19 protein-coding genes and 2 pseudogenes are annotated in these 23,558 nt (G+C 30.7%); 9 read left to right on the forward strand and 12 right to left on the reverse strand.

The window, feature by feature from the left end:
- Nucleotides 1-161: 161 nt before the first annotated feature.
- The 6 genes and pseudogenes from KTC92_RS05870 to KTC92_RS05895 all read left to right on the forward strand — a co-directional run bounded on the left by KTC92_RS05870 (nucleotide 162) and on the right by KTC92_RS05895 (nucleotide 9,498).
- Nucleotides 162-2,249, forward strand: coding sequence for an ATP-binding cassette domain-containing protein (locus tag KTC92_RS05870; protein WP_220286964.1), 2,088 nt, complete (start codon nucleotides 162-164; stop codon nucleotides 2,247-2,249).
- Between the two features lie 12 nt (nucleotides 2,250-2,261).
- Complete coding sequence (locus KTC92_RS05875) at nucleotides 2,262-4,328, forward strand: ATP-binding cassette domain-containing protein (protein ID WP_220286965.1); 2,067 nt, start codon at nucleotides 2,262-2,264, stop codon at nucleotides 4,326-4,328.
- 176 nt (nucleotides 4,329-4,504) lie between these two features.
- Nucleotides 4,505-4,687, forward strand: a pseudogene (locus tag KTC92_RS05880) (IS5/IS1182 family transposase); the annotation flags it as partial.
- Nucleotides 4,688-5,405: 718 nt separating this feature from the next.
- The gene (locus tag KTC92_RS05885; protein WP_220287873.1) at nucleotides 5,406-7,172 is read left to right on the forward strand and encodes a reverse transcriptase domain-containing protein; all 1,767 of its coding nucleotides are present in this window, start codon (nucleotides 5,406-5,408) and stop codon (nucleotides 7,170-7,172) included.
- Between the two features lie 232 nt (nucleotides 7,173-7,404).
- A pseudogene (locus tag KTC92_RS05890) lies at nucleotides 7,405-8,652 on the forward strand (IS1182 family transposase); the annotation flags it as partial.
- 231 nt (nucleotides 8,653-8,883) lie between these two features.
- The gene (locus KTC92_RS05895) at nucleotides 8,884-9,498 is read left to right on the forward strand and encodes a manganese efflux pump (protein ID WP_220287553.1); all 615 of its coding nucleotides are present in this window, start codon (nucleotides 8,884-8,886) and stop codon (nucleotides 9,496-9,498) included.
- Nucleotides 9,499-9,722: 224 nt separating this feature from the next.
- Here KTC92_RS05895 and KTC92_RS05900 read toward each other — a convergent pair whose 3' ends face one another.
- The 4 genes from KTC92_RS05900 to KTC92_RS05915 all read right to left on the reverse strand — a co-directional run bounded on the left by KTC92_RS05900 (nucleotide 9,723) and on the right by KTC92_RS05915 (nucleotide 13,146).
- Nucleotides 9,723-10,376, reverse strand: a complete 654-nt coding sequence (locus tag KTC92_RS05900; protein WP_220287551.1) for a (Fe-S)-binding protein — start codon at nucleotides 10,374-10,376, stop codon at nucleotides 9,723-9,725.
- Between the two features lie 357 nt (nucleotides 10,377-10,733).
- Nucleotides 10,734-11,468: a polymer-forming cytoskeletal protein gene (locus KTC92_RS05905; RefSeq protein ID WP_220287549.1), complete on the reverse strand. Its 735-nt coding sequence runs from the start codon at nucleotides 11,466-11,468 to the stop codon at nucleotides 10,734-10,736.
- A gap of 56 nt (nucleotides 11,469-11,524) precedes the next feature.
- The gene (locus KTC92_RS05910; protein ID WP_220287547.1) at nucleotides 11,525-12,145 is read right to left on the reverse strand and encodes a YhbD family protein; all 621 of its coding nucleotides are present in this window, start codon (nucleotides 12,143-12,145) and stop codon (nucleotides 11,525-11,527) included.
- 233 nt (nucleotides 12,146-12,378) lie between these two features.
- Complete coding sequence (locus tag KTC92_RS05915; protein WP_220287545.1) at nucleotides 12,379-13,146, reverse strand: helix-turn-helix domain-containing protein; 768 nt, start codon at nucleotides 13,144-13,146, stop codon at nucleotides 12,379-12,381.
- 519 nt (nucleotides 13,147-13,665) lie between these two features.
- Here KTC92_RS05915 and KTC92_RS05920 point away from each other — a divergent pair.
- Both KTC92_RS05920 and KTC92_RS05925 read left to right on the forward strand, forming a co-directional pair.
- The gene (locus tag KTC92_RS05920; RefSeq protein WP_220287543.1) at nucleotides 13,666-14,757 is read left to right on the forward strand and encodes a glycerol dehydrogenase; all 1,092 of its coding nucleotides are present in this window, start codon (nucleotides 13,666-13,668) and stop codon (nucleotides 14,755-14,757) included.
- 423 nt (nucleotides 14,758-15,180) lie between these two features.
- Nucleotides 15,181-15,393, forward strand: a complete 213-nt coding sequence (locus tag KTC92_RS05925; protein WP_220287540.1) for a hypothetical protein — start codon at nucleotides 15,181-15,183, stop codon at nucleotides 15,391-15,393.
- A 195-nt stretch (nucleotides 15,394-15,588) separates the two neighbouring features.
- Here KTC92_RS05925 and KTC92_RS05930 read toward each other — a convergent pair whose 3' ends face one another.
- The 5 genes from KTC92_RS05930 to KTC92_RS05950 form a co-directional block, all read right to left on the reverse strand.
- Complete coding sequence (locus KTC92_RS05930) at nucleotides 15,589-17,490, reverse strand: FtsX-like permease family protein (protein WP_220287538.1); 1,902 nt, start codon at nucleotides 17,488-17,490, stop codon at nucleotides 15,589-15,591.
- Nucleotides 17,477-18,250, reverse strand: coding sequence for an ABC transporter ATP-binding protein (locus KTC92_RS05935; protein ID WP_216302981.1), 774 nt, complete (start codon nucleotides 18,248-18,250; stop codon nucleotides 17,477-17,479). Before KTC92_RS05935 ends, KTC92_RS05930 begins: the two co-directional genes overlap by 14 nt.
- A gap of 242 nt (nucleotides 18,251-18,492) precedes the next feature.
- Complete coding sequence (locus KTC92_RS05940) at nucleotides 18,493-19,512, reverse strand: HAMP domain-containing sensor histidine kinase (protein WP_220287536.1); 1,020 nt, start codon at nucleotides 19,510-19,512, stop codon at nucleotides 18,493-18,495.
- Entirely contained in the window at nucleotides 19,509-20,183 is a 675-nt protein-coding gene (locus tag KTC92_RS05945) for a response regulator transcription factor (protein ID WP_220287533.1), read from the reverse strand. The genes KTC92_RS05940 and KTC92_RS05945 overlap by 4 nt, the downstream gene beginning before the upstream one ends.
- A gap of 150 nt (nucleotides 20,184-20,333) precedes the next feature.
- Entirely contained in the window at nucleotides 20,334-21,068 is a 735-nt protein-coding gene (locus tag KTC92_RS05950) for a Fic family protein (protein ID WP_220287531.1), read from the reverse strand.
- A gap of 391 nt (nucleotides 21,069-21,459) precedes the next feature.
- Between KTC92_RS05950 and KTC92_RS05955 the strand changes: the two genes are divergently transcribed.
- On the forward strand, nucleotides 21,460-21,999 hold the full coding sequence (locus tag KTC92_RS05955; protein ID WP_220287528.1) for a nitroreductase family protein: 540 nt from the start codon (nucleotides 21,460-21,462) through the stop codon (nucleotides 21,997-21,999).
- A 184-nt stretch (nucleotides 22,000-22,183) separates the two neighbouring features.
- Here the strand turns inward: KTC92_RS05955 and KTC92_RS05960 are convergent, their stop codons facing one another.
- From KTC92_RS05960 to KTC92_RS05965, 3 genes are all read right to left on the reverse strand, one after another.
- Nucleotides 22,184-22,837, reverse strand: coding sequence for a CatB-related O-acetyltransferase (locus KTC92_RS05960; protein ID WP_220287526.1), 654 nt, complete (start codon nucleotides 22,835-22,837; stop codon nucleotides 22,184-22,186).
- A 166-nt stretch (nucleotides 22,838-23,003) separates the two neighbouring features.
- A complete protein-coding gene (locus KTC92_RS18640; protein WP_220287555.1) occupies nucleotides 23,004-23,300 on the reverse strand; it encodes an isochorismatase family protein in 297 nt (98 codons plus the stop codon).
- Nucleotides 23,287-23,547 (reverse strand): isochorismatase family protein, encoded by a 261-nt coding sequence (locus KTC92_RS05965; protein WP_220287523.1) that lies wholly within the window; start codon nucleotides 23,545-23,547, stop codon nucleotides 23,287-23,289. The genes KTC92_RS18640 and KTC92_RS05965 overlap by 14 nt, the downstream gene beginning before the upstream one ends.
- Nucleotides 23,548-23,558 lie beyond the last annotated feature (11 nt).

A 23,558-nucleotide genomic window follows, 5' to 3' on the forward strand; every position in this document is an offset into this window, starting at 1 on the left:
TGGTAATCAAAAGCTCCGTCAGAAGTTGTTAATGCAGCGACCCAGGGGATGATTTAAGGTAGATTTAAGATTAACACAGGGCTTATTTAAGATTCAATTGCTATTATAAATGTATAAGCTCAAAACTGGAAATACACTAATGGATTCGAAAGGAGTTATTTATGCTTTTATCATTAAACAATCTTTCAAAGGAATATACTATTGAAAAAAAGAAGAGTTTCAACGCTCTTAGCTCTGTAAATCTTAATTTTGAAAAAGGGGAATTGGTTTCAATTCTCGGACCGTCAGGCTGTGGAAAATCCACACTTTTAAATATAATCGCTGGCCTCGATAGGCCAACTTCAGGTGATTTAATTATTGAGGGAAAATCAACTAAAAAATACAAAAAAAAGAATTGGGATTTATATCGTAAAAACAATATAGGCTTTATTTTTCAATCCTTTAATTTAATTGAACATTTATCAGCACTTGAAAATGTTGAAATTGTTATGAATTTAATCGGTCTATCAAAAAAGGATCGTATAAAGCGTGCAGAAAGCTTACTTAAACAGGTAGGCCTGGAAAAACATATGGATCATAAGCCAGGTGAATTATCTGGAGGCCAAAAACAACGTGTAGCTATAGCAAGAGCCCTTGCAAATGATCCAGACATAATACTAGCAGATGAGCCAACAGGAGCCCTTGATAAAAAAACAGGGATTCAAATTATGCAGCTTATTAAAGATGTTGCTCGTGATAAGTTAATTATTATGGTTACTCACAACCGAGAACTGGCATATGAATACTCTACCCGCGTTGTAGCTATTCTAGATGGTAAAATTCAAAAAGACGAGAAAATTAATGAATCTGAAAAAAATAGTTTAAAATCAGAGCTAAAAAAGAAAGATGGTAGCATGTCTTTTGGAAATGCCATAAAACTATCCCTTAGAAATATTAAAGAGAAAATGGGACGAATAGTCGTAACCACTATTGCTGGTTCAATTGGAATAGCAGGTATTTTATTAGTTATCGGGCTTAGCAATGGGGCAACTAATTACATAGATATTCAAACAAATTCTTTTGCTAGTGCTAACATAATACAAGCATCTATGAAGTTTAAAGATGCGGCGATTGAAAAAACTGATTACCCAAAGAATATAAATGTCTATGACAGCATTAAGAAAAATCCCGACGTATTAAATGTTAGAGAAGACCTAAATGTTAAAGATATTACTTCTTTTGAAGCAAATAATAAAGAATTAAAGGATATTCCCTTTAACTCCTTAGCTGGTGAAAATTATCTTACAAACATTGAGCATGCACTAAAAGGTAGTGTACCAAAGGACAATAAGAATGAATTATTAGTAAATAAGGATATGGCTAAAAATGTAATTGAAATGTATGGCATGAACCCAGATAAAGATGATTATACAAAAGCCATTGGTAAGAAACTCAAGGTAATAATTCAGGAGAAAACCACAAATCCAATCACAGGAGATGAAATTCTAGGTAAAAAATATACACAGGATTTTAAAGTTGTCGGTGTTGTGGATGAAATAGCCTTAAGCTCAGCCTCTGCATATTATTCTTATGATGCAGTTAATACATGGCTAAAAAATGATGGCTATTTTATAGGAAAAGAAAACCGCATAGTAAATGCAGAAGTGGTTATAAAAGACGTTCATAACAATGAAGCTGTATTAAATTACATTAATGCTAAGGAAAATGGCGGTATTGGCGGAAATAAAATGACGGAAACAAAAGGCTTTTCCGCAACCTCACAAATTGTTATGGTTAAAACTGCTATCAAAACTTTAATTAATTTGGCCGAGGCGGTTATGATTGTATTTATATCACTAGCACTCGTAGTTTCAACAATTTTAATAGGGATTGTAATTTTCTCAAGTGTACTTGAGCGTAAAAAGGAAATAGGTATTTTAAAAGCTGTGGGAGCAAGAAATAAAGATATTGCTCGTATTTTCCAAGCTGAGTCTGCCTTAATTGGTCTTTTTGCAGGGGTCACTGGAGTTCTAGTAGCTTTTATAATACAACCAATTGCAAATAGAATAATCAATAATGTATTAAATATTAATGCAGATAATATCGTAAATATCCCATTAACCGGTATCCCATTTACAGATATTAAAATTCCCTTTGTAACTATTGCCGGACTAATTGTTATCAGTATATTAGTCGCAGTTTTAGCGGGACACTTTCCATCTAAAAGAGCAACTAAAATTCAAGTTATCGACGCATTGCGTGATGAATAGGAGGAATAGTAAATGTTACAAATTAAAAATTTAAGAAAAACATATAAAATCGGTAAGCACCAGGTTATAGCATTAGATGATGTTTCTTTTGATTTACCTAATGGAAAACTCGTGGCAATTGTTGGACCTTCTGGTTGCGGAAAAACAACAATGATGAACTTAATAGGAGCTTTGGATAAGGATTTTGAAGGTGATGTTATTGTTAACGGAAAATCTTTAAAAGAGGCCGGAGAAAAAGATTTAGACACTTATAGAAAAAATACAGTGGGTTTTATTTTTCAACAGTTTAACTTGCTTAATTCACTAACATCAATCCAAAATGTGGAACTCGCTTTAGATTTATCAGGAATATCTAAGCAAAATAAAACGAAAAAAGCATGTAGCCTCTTAGAGCAAGTTGGACTATCAAATCAAATGAAGAAGAAAGTAAACCTTCTGTCAGGTGGACAGCGCCAACGTGTTGCTATTGCCCGTGCTCTTGCTAATGATCCAGAAATAATTTTAGCCGATGAACCAACTGGCGCCTTAGATGTTAAAACAGGTGAGCAAGTTATGGAATTATTAAAAGAAATTTCAAAAGATAAGCTAGTACTCATGGTTACCCATGCACCGGACCTTGCTAAGGCTTATGCAGATTTAATTGTTAAAATGGAAGATGGTAAGTTAATTTCTATTGAAGAAAATATGGCCTCGGTGTCAACCGCTGCGCCTATTATAGATAAAATAGAAACAAAATCAAAAATGTCCTTTTTATCATCCTTAAAAATATCACTTCGTAACGCATGGCTTAAAAAAGGTAGAACCCTAGCAACAGCCATTGGTACTTCTATAGGTATTTGTGGAATTGCCTTAGCTATAGCTATTACTTCAGGTACAACTAATGCAGTTGATACTCAAGTTAAAGGCATATTTCCAACAAATGCAATAACTGTAGGGTTAAAAGAAAATACTGATAAGTCTCTAAAAAATATTAAGCCTCTAAAATATAGTGATATAAACTCAGTTATGTCCTTAGATAAAAATATATATGCCTATTACTTTCAAATTGGAGGCAAAGGAATTCCTGTTGCACAATTTTATTCTTTAGATCAAAGCATAATTAAAGATGAAAAATTGATGACTAAACTGTCCGACCAATCCACTAGAGAAAAATTGGTTATGATGATGGCTCCAGGGGTGCTAGAAGATGTTAAAAATGACATTCAATATGGCAGCCTTCCAGAAGCAGGTTCCACAAATGAAATTGTTATCTCACTTTCCACCGCGAAGGATTTAGAAAAAAATGGTGGTGATCTCAAGGACTTAATTGGTAAAAATATGTACGTTCGCTATTTAAAACAAGGTTCTAATCCACATAGTGAGCAAAGTGGTATTCCTGAAGTACCCATTGTGAAAGCTTGGAAGATCGCCGGAATTGCCAATACTACAACTTTAATTGATACCTATTACGCAACGAGTGATTGGGCAATTAATTTTTATGAAATAGAGTTTAAAATAGATAAAATAACTTTGGAAAGCCCTTCCTTAGTTTTATATTCTAGTAATACTAAAGACTTAGATGCAAGCCTCCAAAAATTAAATGATTCACAAGATAAATACAAATTTGAATTAACCGGTAAAACTATATCTTCGCAAGTTGATGGAGCAATGAAACAAGTGCGTTATGCACTTATGGGATTTTCCGGAATATCAATTCTTGTAGCAGCTCTAATGATATCAATAGTTGTTTATATTTCTGTACTTGAAAGAATTAAGGAAATAGGTATTCTCCGCGCCGTGGGTGCACGAAAAAAAGATATCTTGAATATTTTCGTTGCAGAATCATTTATTATTGGCGTCTTATCAGCAGGCATAGGATTACTATTTACTTTAGGTGCATCTAAACTCATCAATTCAGCAGTTTATGGTTTCTTAAAGAATATCTCTGCAAATGCTCCTTATATGGAAGTAGCTAAATTGCCACTTGCAGATGCTGGTTTAATTTTACTATTCTGCGTAGTTTTAAGTATGATTTCAGGCTTTTATCCATCTTTAAAAGCTTCAAAAATGGATCCGATAGACGCATTACGTAGTAGATAACACAAAAACTCATTGATTAGGATACTATAAATAGTATCCTCAGACCGTTGACAAACATAAAATGTAAAACACTCTAATTTAAAATTGGAGTGTTTTTTTTATATTCAAAAAGGATTTTAGGACATCAATGTCGAATATATATAGTATACAAACTTTATAATTCGGAGGGCATTATTATGATTAATGAAAAGAACTTCACACAACAAAAACTAGAAATGGTGTATTTAGAAGATTTAGTTCCTAAAGACCATATTCTGAGAAATATAGATAAATACATGGATTTCTCTTTTATAAGAGAACTGACTAAAAAATATTACTGCTTAGATAATGGAAGACCTGGCGTAGGTGCGACCTTAATTACAGCATAATATCCTCGTAGTAGAGTGAACACTGCTGTAGACCTACAATTATTATTGTAGGTAACTAATATTTTCGAGACCAGCATGAGAGCCTAATATCTTATGGATACTGAGTCTGACTAATACTCCTGCCAGCCTTGCAGTAATGTAACGTTGCGAAGCATAGGTGAAGACGGAGACACTGGCAGTAATGCTACACTTCGGGTCCAGTCATATATGGTTATAATTTCCTTGTATTTAAATTTCGTAACAGATAATCCCTATCCCTAGTTCAGATGGGAGGGTGTAAAAATTTTTTTACCTCAATGTATGTCTACGCGTGCAGAAGGGGGACGACCTTATGGTGGTTGGAGAATGCGTGTGAGACGTATCCAGGTAAGAACTGAAAAGAACGGAATATAGAGGAGACCTAAGTATGATATATAAAGCGAAAATATTGGGAAAGGTGATTGACCTAATTACACTCCGTGTAATAATAATTGGGGACTGATTGCACCGAAAGGGTAAATCAATAAAGATTATGAATGGGTTAACAGCGAGGCTGTAGTACCGTTAGTATCCTATATTAAGAAATATAGGAGAGGAAAGAGCCTTAGACGTGTGATGTATATAAAATAATTTGTAAATTTCTAATTCGCCAAATTAGATGAAAGAGACTATTCGTACAGAAATGAGGAGAGTCAGACTAACGAGTATAAATAATATTTACTTCATAGATATGAAACAGAGATTTGAAGATTTTAAAAATGGAAATATAGATTTGCGTAATTTAAGTCCTTTAGTTTATTCCGAAGAGAATGTTATGCTAGCAGTACGTCAACTTAGCAAGGGTAAAGGAAGAATGACAAAAGGACCAGATGGTTCTAATTATGATACCATAGCAAAAACGAATTTTATTGAGTTAGGTATGATAGTAAAAGACCGTTTACTTAATAAAAAGATGGATTATGTTAAACGTATTTATATTCCTAAAGGTGATGGTAAGAAACGACCTATTGGCATATGCACAATCTGGGATAAGCTTGTTGAGAAGTGTATTCAGCTAGTATTAGACCCGTACTGTGAAACTAAGTTTGTTCCTAGTTCCTTTGGATTTAGGGAGCAAGTATCAACACATAATGCAATAGCAAAAGTTAAAAACCAAACTAATGTTATGCCATATGTCTTATCTGTAGACATGAAGGATTATTTTGGAACTATAGACCCTAATATTATGTATAGGGAACTATGGCATATGGGAATACATGACCAAGTAATATTAAACTATATTTATCGTTTTATTAAGAAAGGTTACCTAGAAGCAGGGTGCAAAATCTATGACCCGAAGGGTTCTGCACAAGGTAGTATTATAGGACCATTATTATCAAATGTGTACCTTCATCGTTTTGATGTATGGTTGCGAGATCAGGGTGATGATTGGCATGATAAAAGTGTTAATAAGTTTCATAATATAGACAATAGACGTTCAAATATGAGAAGAACTAATTTGAAAATTGGTATCCATGTAAGGTACGCTGATGACATTTTAGTTTTATGTAAGAGTAAGAGTGATGCTGAAAAGTTTAAATATAGTGTAACGAAATATCTTACAAAAAATATGAAACTTATTATTAATGAAGATAAAACTAAAATTTATGATTTAAAGAAAGAAAAGATGAAATATCTGGGCTATAATTTTAAGCTTTATCAAAAACGTAGTAGAATAAGAAATGGTAAGGAGCTAATGGTAATTAACAGCTTACCAAAGGATAAGGGGAATTTAATAGTAGAAGAATGTTGTAAAAGACTTAATGATATTAAAAAAATACCTAGTTATGAGAACATCATGGCTTGGAATGTATATATTATAGGATTACATAATTACTATAAAGGTATGAATGAGTTTAATAAATGTTTTGGAAAGTTAGGATGGCGAATTTACAAAAGGTTTTATAATACAATGGAAGGTCGAATTAAGTTTATAACAGAACAAAAAATCAAGAATAATTTTAGAAAGGGTACATATAAAAGTTGGGGTAAAACAGGATACTACATGTTGTATGATATACCAATTGTTCATATAGAATGGGCTAATTGGGAATATAAATTAGTGAGTGCAATAAAAGGTAAAATATGTAGAATCAATCCGTACGATTATGGTGAAAAGAAAAACCATAAGCCTGGTGTATCTCTTAATGATATTAAGTACCTTGTAGAGAGTGCTAAATTATCTCGTCAGGCAAGTAGATTTAGTCAATTTAGAATTAGTAAATATAGTTCGTTACATGGATTGAGTCATATCTCTGGGGAAGTAGTTCCAGTAGAAGATTATCATTGCCATCATATAGTGCCTTGTAATAAGGGTGGTAAAGACGATTATAATAATCTATGCATACTAAGTAAGGAGCAACATATCATACTACATAGTAATAATAGAGCAAAATTATATGATGTGGTTGGAAAGAAGTATCATAAAAGGGTCGAAGAATTGATAAGTTTGCTATAAAAAAAAAAAAAAAAAAAAAAAAAAAAAAAAAAAAAAAAAAAAAAAAAAAAAAAAAAAAAAAAAAAAAAAAAAAAAAAAAAAAAAAAACTTGATTTCAAAAGTGGTTATAAATATATTTGAGTTTTCAGTTTGTCAGACGTTGGAACGCTGTATGCGATGAAAGTCGCCCGTACAGTGTGGGAAGGGGGAAAAGACCGAGGTAGTAATATCAGAGTCTTACCTATCTTCATATCCTATTATACTTTTTAAAATGCTGTTTATTGGGTACTTATTTGGAATAAAATCTGAACGACAACTTGTAAAGGACATTGAAGTAAATGTGGCTTATAGATGGTTTCTAGGACTAAGTCTTACTGATCCTATTCCAGATCATTCAACAATTAGCCAAAATAGACGTAGACGGTTTAAAGGTACAGATGTGTTTCAAAAAATATTTGACGAAGTAGTATTTAAGGCTATAAATCTTAAGATGGTAACCGGTAAAATACTTTACACAGATTCTACACACCTAAAAGCAAATGCTAATAAGCGAAAGCTTGTGAAAATTGAAGTTGAAAAAACGCCGAAAGAATATGTAGCTGAACTTAATAAAGCAGTGGAAGAAGATAGAATAAACCATGGTAAAAAACCTTTAAAGGAAAAAGAACCTGTTACCAAAATAAAAGAAACTAAAGTTAGCACAACCGACCCCGACAGTGGATATATGATGAGAGATGGCAAGCCGGAAGGCTTCTCATATTTAGATCACAGAACTGTCGATAGCAGACATAATATAATTACTGATGTGTATGTTACTCCTGGAAACATAAATGATGTTGATCCTTATATCGATAGATTAGATGTGCAAATAAAAAAGTTTAATTTTAATACAAAATATGTTGGTGCAGATGCTGGTTATGCTACAAATCTTATATGTAAAGAACTATATGAGAGGGAATTAAAATCTGTAATGGGATACCGTAGGTCTCCACATACAAAAGGAATGTACACAAAAAATAAATTCCAATATGTTAAAGAACAGGACATTTACGTATGCCCTGACTTAAGGGCTTTACATTATAAAACGACAACAAGAGAAGGATATAAAGAATATGTTGGTAATGCAAAATATTGCGAGATATGTCCAAATAGAGCTCAATGCTTTTCTGCAAAAAGCAAGTTTAAAACTATTAGAAGACATGTTTGGGAAACGTATAAAGAAGATGTTGTAAAGTTCACCAGAACAGATAAAGGCAGAAATATATATAGAAGAAGAAAAGAAACTATAGAGCGAAGCTTCGCAGATTCAAAACAACTGCATGGGCTTCGCTATTGCCATATGCGTGGATTAGAAAATGTGCAAGAGCAGTGTCTGCTTACAGCAGCAGTGCAGAATATGAAAAAGATAGCTAGCCTGCTATCTTTACTGTTTTTTGATTTTCTAACTAAGAAGATAGTTGTTATTTTACATTTATCCATAACTCAAAATGCTATCGCATAATTGCATGTAAAAAGCCCAGTATAATAAAAAAATTATACTGGGTTTGTAAACAACCTGAGGATACTATAAATAGTATCCTAATTTTTTTATATATTAATACTACTCTCATTAGTTTTTCTCATCAGATATCCCTTTTTGATGTTATACACTTTTTCCATTGAAGATAATTCTTCACCTTATAAGGTTATAACCCATATATTAAAATGTAAATAATGAAAAGGGAGAACCTATATGTCATTAATTATATCAGCATTATCATTTAGCTTATCCTCTAACCTAGATAACGCTGTTGTAGGAATAGCTTACGGAATAAAGAAAGTAAAAATAGGTATAATTGCAAATCTTATAATAGCCATTGTAACATCCGTAGGAACACTTTTATCTATGTTAGTTGGAGCATATATATCAAAATTTTTACCTCACTCAATAGCTAATGGTTTAGGTGCTATAGTTATTATTATATTGGGAGTATATTTTATAATCCAAAGTATAGTAAATCTTTTAAATAAGACTAATTCAAAGGCACTTGCCTTGAAAAACATTAGTGAAATGATTGATTATGCTGAAGAATCAGATTTAGATAACTCTGGCGATATAAATATGAAAGAAGCTCTCATTGTAGCATTCGGATTAACCTTTAACAATTTAGGAACCGGAGTAGCTGCAAGTATAACCGGAGTTAATATTCAACTTACAGTCATATCTACATTTATATTAAGTATTCTTACAATTATATTTGGTGAGGCCGTAGGTAATCATGTATTAGGTGAAATTTTGGGCAAATACGCACCCTTATTTTCAGGTATATTGCTAATAATACTTGGTATTATTGAATTCGTTAATTAGCATTAACAAATTTACAAATATGACTTTGTCAAATAAACTAACTTCAATCAAGCTTAAATGACTTATATGTTTAGTATAATAAAATTTTGATAAAAGCGAATTCAGAAAACGTGCAGATATTCCATTTGGCTTGTTTTGGGACTTATTGGAGATAAAAAAAGAAGGCATATAATTGCCCTCGTGAGTATACTTTAAAAATAGTACCTGTTGAAACTAAAAAATTTTTAATGTTCATTTATAAAATTATTAAGTTGCCCGTGCCAATCATCTGGTTCAAATGTCCCCGGTATTGTATCCTCTCCAAATAAAAGGTCTACTAAGTACCTCGGTTTCTTACCACCTATATACATTGATTTAGAACAAGAAACACAATAAACAACAACATCGCTAGCAGGCATCTCGTGAGCACGTTTTTTCATTTGCTCCTTAACCTGCTCCACAGAAAGAACACCATAAAAGCTATCTCCACAACAAGTACCAATTGTTCTCGTCTTTTCTGGTTCTACCAAATTGATATTCATTTTTTTCAATAGCACTCTTACTGCATTATGCACTCTTTCCTGATCTCGAGTAGGACATGGATCAAGTATAGTCATTTCCATTCCTTTATAATCTGGGAATGGGAATGTTTTTACCTCAGCTAATATCTCCCAAAGTGAAATTGTCGTTACTTCTTCATAAAGTTCCCTATACCGTCTATCACAACCAGCACAGACATTTATTATTTGTGTTCCATTTTCCAAATTAGGTTTATGATTACAACAAATTAAATATTCATCTATATCTCCTAACTCACTATTTAAAAAATCCAGTACTTTTCTCCCTAACTCTGGTTTATAAATCATTAATGCACATCCCGGTGCAAATACTCTTTTCATAACACTCGCCTACCAATCTTCTAAATTTTTTCAAAACTAATTTTCTAATCCTCGTCTATTGATTAACCCTACTACTGTTTCTTACTAATAATAGATTGTTCAACTAATAATTTTTCTAATCTATGGTTTATAATAACTATTTTGGGAATAGATTTTAAAGCCTCACTATAAGAAATCTCGACCAAAAAATATTTTGTTTAATTAATAATATATTTCTGATGATATATATAATCATATTTAGAAAAGCTAAACTCATAATTTCTCCTTTTATACTTTATGATAATATCCTATGATTATACAATAAATACATACTTTTAAACACCTTCAATAGATAATTAAGTTTTACTTTAATTACATTTATAGCTTCTTTACCTCTTTGACTATGGACGCATCGGAAATATTAATCTCTCCCTTATATTCTAAAAGCCCTATATTACAACCTTCACCTACCGTAATATTATCTCCTCTTACTATTTTTACATTGGTGTTTTGGATATATATATCATCCCCTTCTATTAGCTCTGTGGTTAACTCACTTCTTGAATTAAACATTTTATCAATTACTTTTCTAACCAAAGAATTATCAAAAAAATTAATTTTTATTTCAATATGCTCGCCACCAATTTCTTTTACAATGCATTTCCCACCTAGTTTAACATTTACTTGTCCTGCATTTAATGATCCTTGTATTTTAAAACCACCACTAGCCTTAAAACATTCCGTTTCACAATTTTTCCCTATATTCACTGAGCCCGCTACACTAACTTCTTCTCCGTATAGGCTTCCTTCTATATGAGTTGATCCACTTATTTTTATGCTTTTGCTTTTTACATTTCCTACGATATGAGAGGATCCACTTATCTTTATATCTCCTACTTCTACATCACCTTCAATTTTTGCAGACCCGCTGATTTTTATACTTTCTGCTTTTAAATTACCTGCAACTTTTGATGAACCACTAGTTTTAAAGTCTATGCACTCTAAATCACCGTTAATTTTTCCTGACCCACTTATAATTACACTATTATATTTTCCACCACCTGAACTTCCTGAGCCGTTTATTTTTATATCATTATTATTCATCTTTTCCATATTAAACCTCCCATATTTTTCTATATTAAATCATCTCCTGCGGAGCTTAAATGTCGTTAAATTTTAATTTTAAGATCCTCGATGCACTGTGAAATATTAAGCCTTAATACTATTTTTGCATCTTTTTCTATATAAACCTCATTAGGAACAGTTATTAAAAAACATAGCGCCATCCCAAATTTTCTTAAAAAAATCATCTCGCAATTTTTACCTTCTAACGACTTATAATTTCCTTCTAAAGTCTCTATTATAAGTTTACTTTCTTCTAAAGATACATTACCAGATACTAAGCTCTTTTCTAATAGTGAAATATATAAGATTTTTTTAAAAGAAAATGTTTTTATTTCTCCATAGATGTTTTTATACATTGTTAATGTCTGCTTCGTAACAATCTTCTTTTTTAATAACTCGCTCTCATTTAAAAACACATCCGCTAACTGTGGTGAAAACATTTGTGCCAGGTCATCTAATGATGCATCCCCTTTCATATTAATAATTTTTTCTATTCTATCTAATATTTCCTCCCTTGGGAAATAGGTTTCTTGACCAGTATAGCTAGATTTTTTTATAAACCATTCTTCTGGTATAAGATTTTTCCTTTTCCATCTATACAACTGCCCATAGGAAACATTCGTGACTTCTAGCAACTCTTTTTTCGTTATTAACTCTTTATCCATATTGCCACTCCTTTTATGCTTTGAGGTTATTTAACAATATTGTTTTTTTATTATACATTTAGTGTAACATAACATTGTTACGTTGTAAATAATAATTGAAGTAATTATTTGTTTCCAGATACTCAAAAAATTAACCTGTATTCACATATATATTGCAAATACAGGCTAATTAATATTGTTGAAAAGATCTACTTATCATTATGTTAGACAAATTTTCTTCCTGAGTATCCTCCCTATAAAAACATTGTCATAAAATGTACAATAGGATCCCATAATTTTGGATACTCTTCTTTGATTAAATTTTCTATCTGCGCAGCTGTAATATTGGCAAAATTACCATTAGATGATGTATCAATAATAGTTCTCACCCCATTGGCACTACTTCCTATTGCTATATGTCCCATTGCATAATTACCTATTGCTATTTCTGACGCAATTGAACAACCACCTACTGAATACATTCCAATGGATAACCCTCCAAGGGTAATTACTCCCATTGCTACTCCCCCTATGGCAATAGTGCCAATGGCAATTCCCCCTAGAGCGACTAAAATACCTATAGCTATACTTGCTATACTTATCAGCCCTATCGCTACAACCCCAAAACTTAACACGCCTAGCGAAAGTATTCCTAATGATATTAATCCCCTTGAAATATTTCCTATTGCAATAATTCCTTTTGCTTCATAAATTCCTAGTCCAATATTAATATGAACTAATGGAATTCCAAAAATTTTTCTCTTGCTTTTATATTCATAATGGAAACTTCTATTAATGACTTTTGTTATCTCTTCTACTTTTTCCTGATCTCCTTTTAGTAAAACGTCTAAACTTATTCCATATAATTCACTTAGCATTATTAAATTATTAGTATCAGGATTTGATTGACCTGACTCCCATTTTGAAACAGCCTGTCTCGATATTCCTATTCTATCAGCTAACTCTTCCTGAGAAAATCCTTTCTCTTTTCTTGATTTTCGTAGTCTTTCTGAAAAATTCACTATTAACACCTCCATATCCATCCTACGAAAATAGTTATAAAAAAGCTACCAACTCCAGCTTTCTTATTGTCAACTACTGGTTGCACTTATCTATTTTACTGAGATTCTACTTTATTTTCATTATTAAACAAACTAAAAATGCCCACTCATTTTCTAATCGCCTTTCATCATTATAAGATTTTTAGCTATTTATTACAATCAGCAATTACATTGATTTTTATAGCAATAAACCTGAAATTTAATGCAAAAAAATAACACCGGTATCTATCCGGTGTTATTTGTAAATATCTATTTTATAGGGGGATCCTATTCATTAATACTAGTCCTATTATGTGACAGTAACATGACAAATATGATAATAATTTATGAACAATACTATATTGCATTAAAAAATCGGTAGTTTATACTAATTCTTTACATCATTATGTTAATTTTTTAACCAACTTCATAGAAAGGCCCGCATTTTGATGTTAAAATATATATGAACAATAATGCCACTAAACAATAGGAGTTGGAAAAATGCTAAAGACAATAATATCACCTGGAAAATATATTCAAGGAAATGGAGAATTAAGAAACTTAAACGAACATACAAAAAACTTAGGAAAATCATTTTATATAATTGCAAGTTCTAATGGCATCAAGAGAAACCAACCAATTATAGATAAAAGCTTTAAAGGGACAGACGTTAAACTTACATTTCAAAAATTTAATGGAGAATGTTGCAACAGCGAAATAGATAGATTAAGAGAAGACGTAAAAACTAATAACTGCGATGTCGTTATAGGAATAGGCGGAGGTAAAATATTTGATACTGCTAAGGCTGTAGCTTACTATGAAAATTTACCCGTGGTAATAGTACCAACTATTGCTTCAACAGATGCTCCTTGCAGTTCACTCTCCGTTATATATACAGAAGAAGGCAGTTTCAGCAAATATTTATTTTTACCAAATAGTCCAAATGTAGTTTTAGTTGATACAGGAATAGTAGCTAAGGCCCCAGCTCGATTATTAGTAGCAGGCATAGGAGATGCATTAGCGACATATTTTGAAGCAAGAGCTTGCAAGCAATCTAATGCATCAAATATGAGTGGCGGTAAAATTACCAAAGCTGCTTATGCCTTAGCAGAGCTTTGTTATAATACTTTATTAGAAGATAGTATTAAAGCCAAAGTAGCGGTAGAAATAGGAGTTTGTACTCCAGCAGTTGAAAATATAATAGAGGCTAACACATACTTAAGTGGTATAGGCTTTGAGAGTGGTGGGCTAGCAGCTGCTCATGCAATTCATAATGGTTTCACAGTTCTTGAGGAATGTCATCACTTATATCATGGAGAAAAAGTAGCCTTTGGATTACTAGCTCAATTAGTTTTAGAAAATAGCCCACAAGAAGAACTCGATGATGTTATAGGCATTTGTATTGATTTAGGATTGCCTGTTACTTTAGAAGAAATGGGAATCAAAGAAATAAAAGAAGAAGATATAAGAAGGGTCGCTGAAACTTCCTGCGCAGTGGGAGAAACTATTCATAATATGCCATTTGCGGTTACTGCAGATGATGTATATGCAGCTATACTTGGAGCAGACGCATTAGGAAGACTTTATAATTAACTATTGATATGGGGCATATTATATATATAATATGTCCATTTCAAAAGTTGGCAATGAAACAGGCACTTTTTATTGATTATTATAAAGCTATGTTAACAATATTTATGAACTAAACATTCAATTTACAAGCTTCAAAAATAATGGTAATAGTGACATAAGAGGGATAAATGTTGCTGGGAACCCCTTATACCATTTCTTATTATATATAAAACAAACTATAATCCAATTTATTGCACATCCTAGAAATATTAAACATGCCCCATAAAATACAAAATTAGAATCATTACTTACTTTATATATGCCTGAAAGTAGTATTGTATAAAATAAAAAATCTCCTAACCCTTTTGTTGGTATTGGATTATTATTTTTAAATGACTTACCATTGCATTAACCATAGGAGATGTTTATTTAGGCTCCTTTTTTATGAAACAAATTGGAATAACAAATACATTATATTTTAAAATTACAGATAGCATTATTACATTAGCTTTTCTTACAGTAGGAAATTATAGCAGTAAAACAAATTATCCTAAATTAAATAAAATTTTAAGAAGTGTTTTCGGTAAAATGGCATTATTATTAATTATACTACTGTTAATAAACCCCTTTCTAACAAGAATGGGATTGTTTAAATAATCAGTAATGCTTGTATAATTTCTTTTATAAATAAAAGAAAAATCATTTCATATAATAAGGATTTGGCTCAGGATACCATTTATTATATGAAATGATTATTTAATCATAAAGAGATAACTTCAGTAGGAGTCTAACTCTTCTTCTGAAGTCGTCAATATAGCTTCGCTGAAGATAATTTACCCTTCTATCTTAATGTTATCTACTTATAATTTTAATATAGGATTTTAAAGTTATTAAATAGTATATACTATAAAGCACTGCATAAACCAAAATTATAATAATAAACTCTTTAGTAATATTAATTGTAACCATTTTTCCAATTGGAATTGATGCAGCAAAAGAATTTATCGTTGCCATAACGAAGGGTACTCCAAATAAAATCATTAGTTCCTTTGAGATAGCTTTTGTTATTTCAGCTTTACTAGCCCCTATATTTTTAAGAATTATGAATTTGTTTTTATCCTCCTCAGCTTCCATGGACATTTTAAAATATATAATGCTGCCTGTAGCTGTAAGAAATACTAATCCAATGAATAATCCACTGAAGGCCATCATACCCGCTAACGTTATGCCATCTGTAAAATGTTCATAGAAGGTTAAAAGCTTATTTTCAGAAGGTATTTTGCTTTTAAGGTCTTTAATAAAATTTTCTGAAAAGAAATCATTATTAAGTATATATCCCGTTACTTTATAGGTATTCTCTTTAGAAATTGTATTTTTAATTTGAGAGTAGACACTGTCCTTAACAACAAACGTTGGTTTAGAGTCATCAAGTGCCATAAAGTATTTCATATCAGTATCAGTTATCTTTAGATTATAGTCACTACCTCCCCCCATTAATTTAACCTCTTTACCAATCACGCTTTTATTAGTAACAGCCATGGCTATTTGAAAGAAATAGCAATCCCTATCATTTTTCAAATTTATTTTTATGTCCGATTTTTCATGACTATTAATTTCATTAAATTTACTTTCGTTTAAAACTAAAAATTCATGACTGCCAAGCAGGTAATCTTTAGTTTTTACCTTAAGAAACTCCATATTATCCTTATATACAACTGAAACCTTTTTGTGATTTTTAATAGTATCCTCAAAGATTTTATCTGTATTATTAGTACCATTTTCATATTCTATAGAAAATGGTCTCATATTTCTTGAATTTTCTTCAACTTGATTAAGAAGTCCAAAGCAGAAAATCATGGCACAAAGAGCTACAGTAGTTGTAACTGCTATTACACTTAGGGTACCTACATTACCTTTATATCTATAGTAAAGTTGTGAAATATATATAAGTTTTGTTCCTTTAAAGAGACTTTTTTCATTCTTTTTACTAATATAAATAATTAAAGAAGTAAAGCTTGTAAAAAATAATATAGTTCCGATAACAACTAACAATATTATCAAGGGAGCTAGGCGAATATCAGCAGCAACCTTTCTAATAGCCATATAATATCCATAGCCTAAGAAAACTAAAGAAAGGATGCTAATTATTAGGGTTAAAAAGGATACTTTTAAACCTTTTTCAGCTTTTTTTGATGAATTGAAAAGATCTATAAGGTTATCCCTGTATATAAGCTTAGAACCGTGAATACTAATTATTATAAACATAGCTCCAAATACTATAGAGCAAAATTTTAAAGCTTCTAAACTAATCTGAAAAGGCACATCACCTGTAACTCTTATCATTACATATAATAGCATTATAAAAAATTTATTGAAAATTAGTCCTAAACAAATTCCGCTGCAAAAGGCACCAAATATAGTTATTAAATTTTCTATAATGTTTAATGTTACTACCTGCTTTTTGGACATGCCTAGTAACATATAAGTTGCAAACTCTTTTTTCCTTGATTTTATAAGGAAAGAATTAGAATACCATATAAAAAACGCTGAGAAAGCTGCAATCATGTAGGCAGCAATGATAAATATACTCATACAGCTTTTCATCTCTCCTAGTTGGACTTTTACATCTGCATTATTTACAATAGACATAAAAAGATATAATGCAAAAACACTGAAGGTAGAACTTAGAAAAAATGTCCAGTAATTTTTAAAGTTTTTCCTTATATTGTTTACAGCCATGCTAATTAAGGTCATCTGTACCACCTCCTATGACTGAAAGAATCTTTAATATATTTTGATAGAAATCCTTCCTTGATTTATCCCCTTTATAAATTTCATTAAATAGTTTACCATCTTTAATAAATACAATTCGCGTGCAATAAGATGCTGCAAAGGCATCATGAGTAACCATAAGAATTGTAGCTTTATTTTTTTCATTTAAATTCTCAAGGCATCCGAGCAATTCTTTGGAAGATTTGGAATCTAAAGCACCTGTAGGTTCATCAGCGAGCACCATAGAAGGCTCAGTAATCATTGCTCTTGCGGCCGCTGCTCTTTGCTTTTGTCCTCCTGATACCTCATAAGGATATTTGCTTAATATGTCCCTAATGCCAAGCTTAATACTTATGTCTTGTAACTTTGTCTTTATAATCTTATAAGGAGTTTTTGCAAGAGCTAAAGGCAGTACAATATTTTCCTTTAGAGTCATAGTATCAAGCAAATTAAAGTCTTGGAATATAAATCCAAGTTTTTCTCTTCTAAATTTAGACAAATTGGGCTCCTTTAGTTTGGTTATGTCATCACCATGAATTATTACACTTCCTGAGGTTGGTTTATCAATAGTTGATATTGCATTTAAAAAGGTTGTTTTTCCTGAACCAGATGGTCCCATTATTGCTACAAATTCACCATTTTCTACTTTCAAATTTATATCATCAAGTGCTGTATATTTTACACCACCAAATTTTGATCCGTAAACTTTTCTTAGATTTTCTATCTTTAATACTTCTGTCATTATAAATACCCCCCGTTAAATTATCTTCTGCGAAGCTATAGCATCAACGACTTCAGAAGGAGTTTTATACTTTCACTGAAGTTTTTTCTTTGTTATAGTATGTAACACCCACTTATAGAAGTGGGTGACTTCCCTTCTGAAATGTCGTTAATGTTAATTATTTTGAATATGTTTTACACTCTTAGTATACAAAAAAGCAAAATATACCGCCATTGCTTCGGCTTACATTTTGCTCTTTCACCTTACATTTTTGTAACATCATAGTAATTATCCCATTTTAGAAAATGAATAATTACTTTGGTGCCTTTACCATATTCTGATTCTATGGTAATATAATGGCCAAGTTTTTTAGCAATTTTTTGAGAAAGGTACAAACCCATTCCACTAGCTTTTAAGTTTTCGTTTCTTCCGTTAAAACCTGTAAAAGACTTTTTAAATAATCTATTTATATCTTCACTTTTAATGCCTATTCCCGTATCTTCTACTATTAATAAAACCTCTTTTGTGGCTTTAATATGTTTAAATATTATGCTTCCACCATTGCTGGTATATTTTAATGAATTTGAAACAAGTTGATCAATTATGAAAAGCAACCACTTTTTATCGGTATCTATAATAAGAGTTTCAGGTACATTATTTATTAATTTAATATGTTTTTTTATAAATATAATTGAATGTTTTTTAATACTTTCTTTAATTACTTTGTTGATACTCACTTCTGAAAGGATATAATCTTCAGAAAAATTATTACTTCTTGAATAATAAAGTACCTTTTCAACATAATCCTCAATCTTTTCAAGTTCTTCTTTTAAGGATGAAGATGTAGCGCCTGTGCTCTCAATCAATAACTTTGATGTAGTAATTGGAGTTTTAATTTCATGAACCCACGCAGTCATAAACTCTGCATTTTCTTTGAAATCTGTTCCCGTGCTTCTTGTAATTTTCAGGAAATCTTCATAAATCATCTGAATTATTTGAGCATATATTTCATCTTTATAATCTATTGGACCCGGTAAAATAGGAGTTTTATCTTCTGAATTTTTAACGAATAAAAGCTTTTTAATATGCTGGGATTTTTCATAATAATCTATACTAATATAAATTATTAACATGAAAAAAGAAACAAATATTATGTAAAGTAAATTAGAAGTAAGTACGCGATTTTTTCTGTCAAAATATATAGTTAATGAAATAAAAGCCATGAGAAGAAAGTAAAATACTAAAAGCTTAAGGTTCTCCTTTAAATATTTAATAAAGCTCATTTAATAACATATCCTTGATTTATAATGGTCTTAATAAAATCTATAAGACCAATTTCTTTTAGCTTTTTTCTTAGTCTGTTTATATTAACTGTTAGTGTATTGTCATCGATGAAGTTTTCATCTTGCCAAAGTTCTTGCATTATATCCTCTCGGCTTACTATGGTTTCATGCTTTTTCATTAATACATATAATATTTTAAATTCATTTTTGGTTAGTTCAATTGATTTTTCGCCTACGTAAAGGGTGTTATCCCTTAATGATAGCACAGCGCCTTTATAATCAATAGTATCCAAACTTGTATCTCCATAAGAATAGGTCCTACGTAAAATTGCATTTATTTTTGCCATAAGTATATCCAGAGAAAAAGGTTTTGTAATGTAATCATCCGCACCCGTATTCACTGCCATAATAACATCCATATTTGTACTTCTTGAAGATAAAAATATTACTGGCACCTTAGAAACATTTCTAATTTTATTACACCAATAAAATCCATCAAAAGCAGGCAGATTTACATCCATTAGAACAAGTTGCGGCTTTACCTTCACAAATTCTTCAAATACATTATTGAAGTTATTAACTGCATAGGCTTCAAAACCCCATTTACAAAGGGATTCTTTTATTATATCTCTAATTTTCTCTTCGTCTTCAATTATCAATATTTTATACATAGCATCCCCCTTAATGATTTTACGAATTATCGTTCATACTCCTATAATCTACCTATAATATACCATATTCTATAGATGAAATTAAATCTAAATTAAAATAACCATGAATACTTCATAAAACAGAAGTAACCATGGCTTTTTATTTCTAAATTATTTTGTTAAATATAGATACGTATCTAAGCTTCTATCTACAGCTCCTGAAATGATTTTTATAAATCCCTCTAACTTCCCCTCAAAACTAACCAATTCTAATGCTTTCATATATTCCTCTCTATTTTCAGTCCTTATCACTGTTATAGGGTATCCATTTCTCATTAATATAAGATTCATAAGAAGCCTTGCAGTTCTTCCATTTCCATCAGTAAAAGGATGAATATACACATACCTAAAGTGAAACTCTGCTGCCAATTCTATTGGATGTTTTTTATTCTTGCTGCAATTATACCACTCTATTAGTTCTGTCATTTTTTCTTTCACTAAAAAATGTTCTACAGGTATATGCTTGCTACCACTGATAATTACATTATTTTGTCTATATTCTCCAGCATACTTATTATCTATACTTTTCAATATTAAGTAATGTAAGTCTTTAATAACTCTTTCTGATATATCCGTATCTTCACTTACAATGTCTTCTACATAATCAATTGCTTCCTTGTGGTTAATTACTTCTAAATGTTCTTTTAAGCTCTTACCTTTTCCTATAGTTAAGCCATCCTCCAAGATTACTTTAGTTTCAGTTATTGTCAGAGTATTTCCTTCTATCGCATTAGAATTATATGTTAGTTCCACATCAAAATATTTTTTTAAATTTTCTACAGCAATTCTACTCAAGGGTCTCTTGCCATCTAGTGATTCCTTTTTATTATCTATGATTTCAAACATAATTTCCACTCCTATTCGTATAGTATATTACTTACCGCCTTCACCACTTGTTCAATTATTACTGATTTGCGATTGATGATGCCAATGCTTTAAACAAAAATGAATGTACGCTTTCAATTCAAATAAAACCTTACATCATATCTTTATTCAATTATATGATATATCCCTATAGTTATTCAAGCAGTTAACATAATTATGTATAAATTGTATAATAAAAGTTTTAAGAGTTGGTCTGCATGTTTGTATATGTTAATATGGTTAGATAATGCATAAGTTAATTACAAAAGTGCTCGTAAAGGCCTAATATTACGTATCAATTTTAAATATTATATTAACAGGGCTATAGTGTAGCCTGTGCTACACTATATATATTAAGGAGGCATCTAAAACTATGATAAAAGAAATTACAGCGCGTAGAAGTATAAGGAAATATATTGATAAACCAGTTGAAAATGAAAAAATAATACAGCTACTTGAGAGTGCAAGACTCGCTCCATCTGGTAGTAACACGCAGCCTTGGCATTTCATTGTAGTAAAATCCGAATTAAGTAGACAAAAATTAGCTAAAGTTTCTCATAACCAAAAATGGATGATTTCTTCTCCAGTTTTTATTGTATGTGTAGCAGATATACGTTGCAGAATAAAAGACGATGTAAATGTATTATTAAATGAAGATAGTTCACAAGAAGAACTTAAGCAGATAATCAGAGATACCTCAATTTGTATAGGACATATGCTGCTTGAAGCTGATAACTTAGGATTAGGTACTTGTTGTGTTGCATGGTTTATCCAAGAAGAAATAAGACCAATTTTAAATATACCTGATGATAAATATGTAGTTGGCATTATTACTCTTGGTTATGCAAATGAAACACCAAAAGCTCGTACGCGAAAAAAACTTAAAGAACTAATACATTATGAAAATTGGTAAAAATACATATGAACATCATTCAACATAATAAGTCTCCACGATTTAAAATAATTTAAAGAAATGGAGACTTATTATCTATTATAAACTTAAAATTAAGTATACCATCCCATAAATTGTACTATTTCTATATTCAGCCTCAAGGATGCTCAAGTTAAGCAATGACCAGTATTGTTCATTTATTTTTCTACATTCCCTTAAGTTTCCTTCTATTTAACTTATCAATGTTTCCTGATTGAATATATTTAATATTTGCTTGGATTTTTTCATCTGTCCAATCCCACCACTTAATTTTCAATAATTTTAAAATTATATCATCACTAAACCTTTTCTTTATAACTTTTGCAGGTATGCCTCCAACAATAGTATAGGGTGGAACATCTTTAGTAACTACTGCTCTAGTTCCAATAATTGCACCATCTCCAATTTTCACACCTGCCATAATTATAGCGTCATAACCTATCCACACATCATTGCCAATTACAATATCTCCTTTATTATCCCAAGCATCTGTTACATTACTGACGTCTAAACCCCATTCCTCATAAAATATTGGAAATGTATAAGTAGATATTGATTTCATTGTGTGATTTCCACTTGTCATGAGAAACTTCGCTTTACATGCAATTGAACAAAACTTCCCAATTATTAACTTATCATTGTTAACAGGATACTGATATAATACATTATTTTTTTCAAAATCCCTTGGATCACTATAATAATCATTATATATTGTATAATCTCCAACTCTTATATTATCTCTTGTAATTACATTTTTAAGATATATTGTTTGGTAATCATTACTTCTTGGATATACTTTACCTGAATTTGGAATAACCATATTTAACTCCCTTCATTTATATTGTCTTACTCTTACGACACATTTTTTTCCGATTGTTCATCAATCGTATATTTAGGATTAATCTACTCTTTATGAAAAATGAGTCTTATTAAGTATAAATTTTATACTTGTACCCTTCAAAGAAAATTGTACTCTAAGGAACTCATTATTTATTTTGTTTAAACTTTTGAATTGTAGTTAAGAGTATCCCTTCGTTCTCATACTTTTCTAATATTTTTGGCATCTTCCTCATATTTGAGGTTACTATTGCATCCTCTAAAACTATTGATTTATATCCTTTATCTATTGCTCCTATTGATGTCCTGTATACACATGCAGTTGCATCTAATCCAACAATAAAGACTTCATTGATATGATTTTGTTTAAGGAAACTATCTAATTTAGGATTTGAAAAAGCATTTCCTTTATCTTTTGAATAAATATAATTATTAACAATCTTTATTCCTTCCCTGCGTTCCTTTCATAAATCTGTTTCTCATTACAATTTTATTTAAAAAATTACTATTTATTTCATGCTTTATATATATAACAGTAATTCCTTTCTTTTCACTACTTTCAATAACTAAATTCACATTACTAATAAGTTCTTGTGAATTTTTATATGGTCGTTTTGCTGTTTTTCCTGTAGCATCCTCCTGTATATCTATCACAAGTAATGCTTTATTAATATTATCATTTTGATTATTCAATTCCGTCTCCC

The organism is Clostridium sp. CM027 (genome assembly GCF_024730565.1).
Lineage (GTDB): Bacteria > Bacillota > Clostridia > Clostridiales > Clostridiaceae > Clostridium_AD > Clostridium_AD estertheticum_B.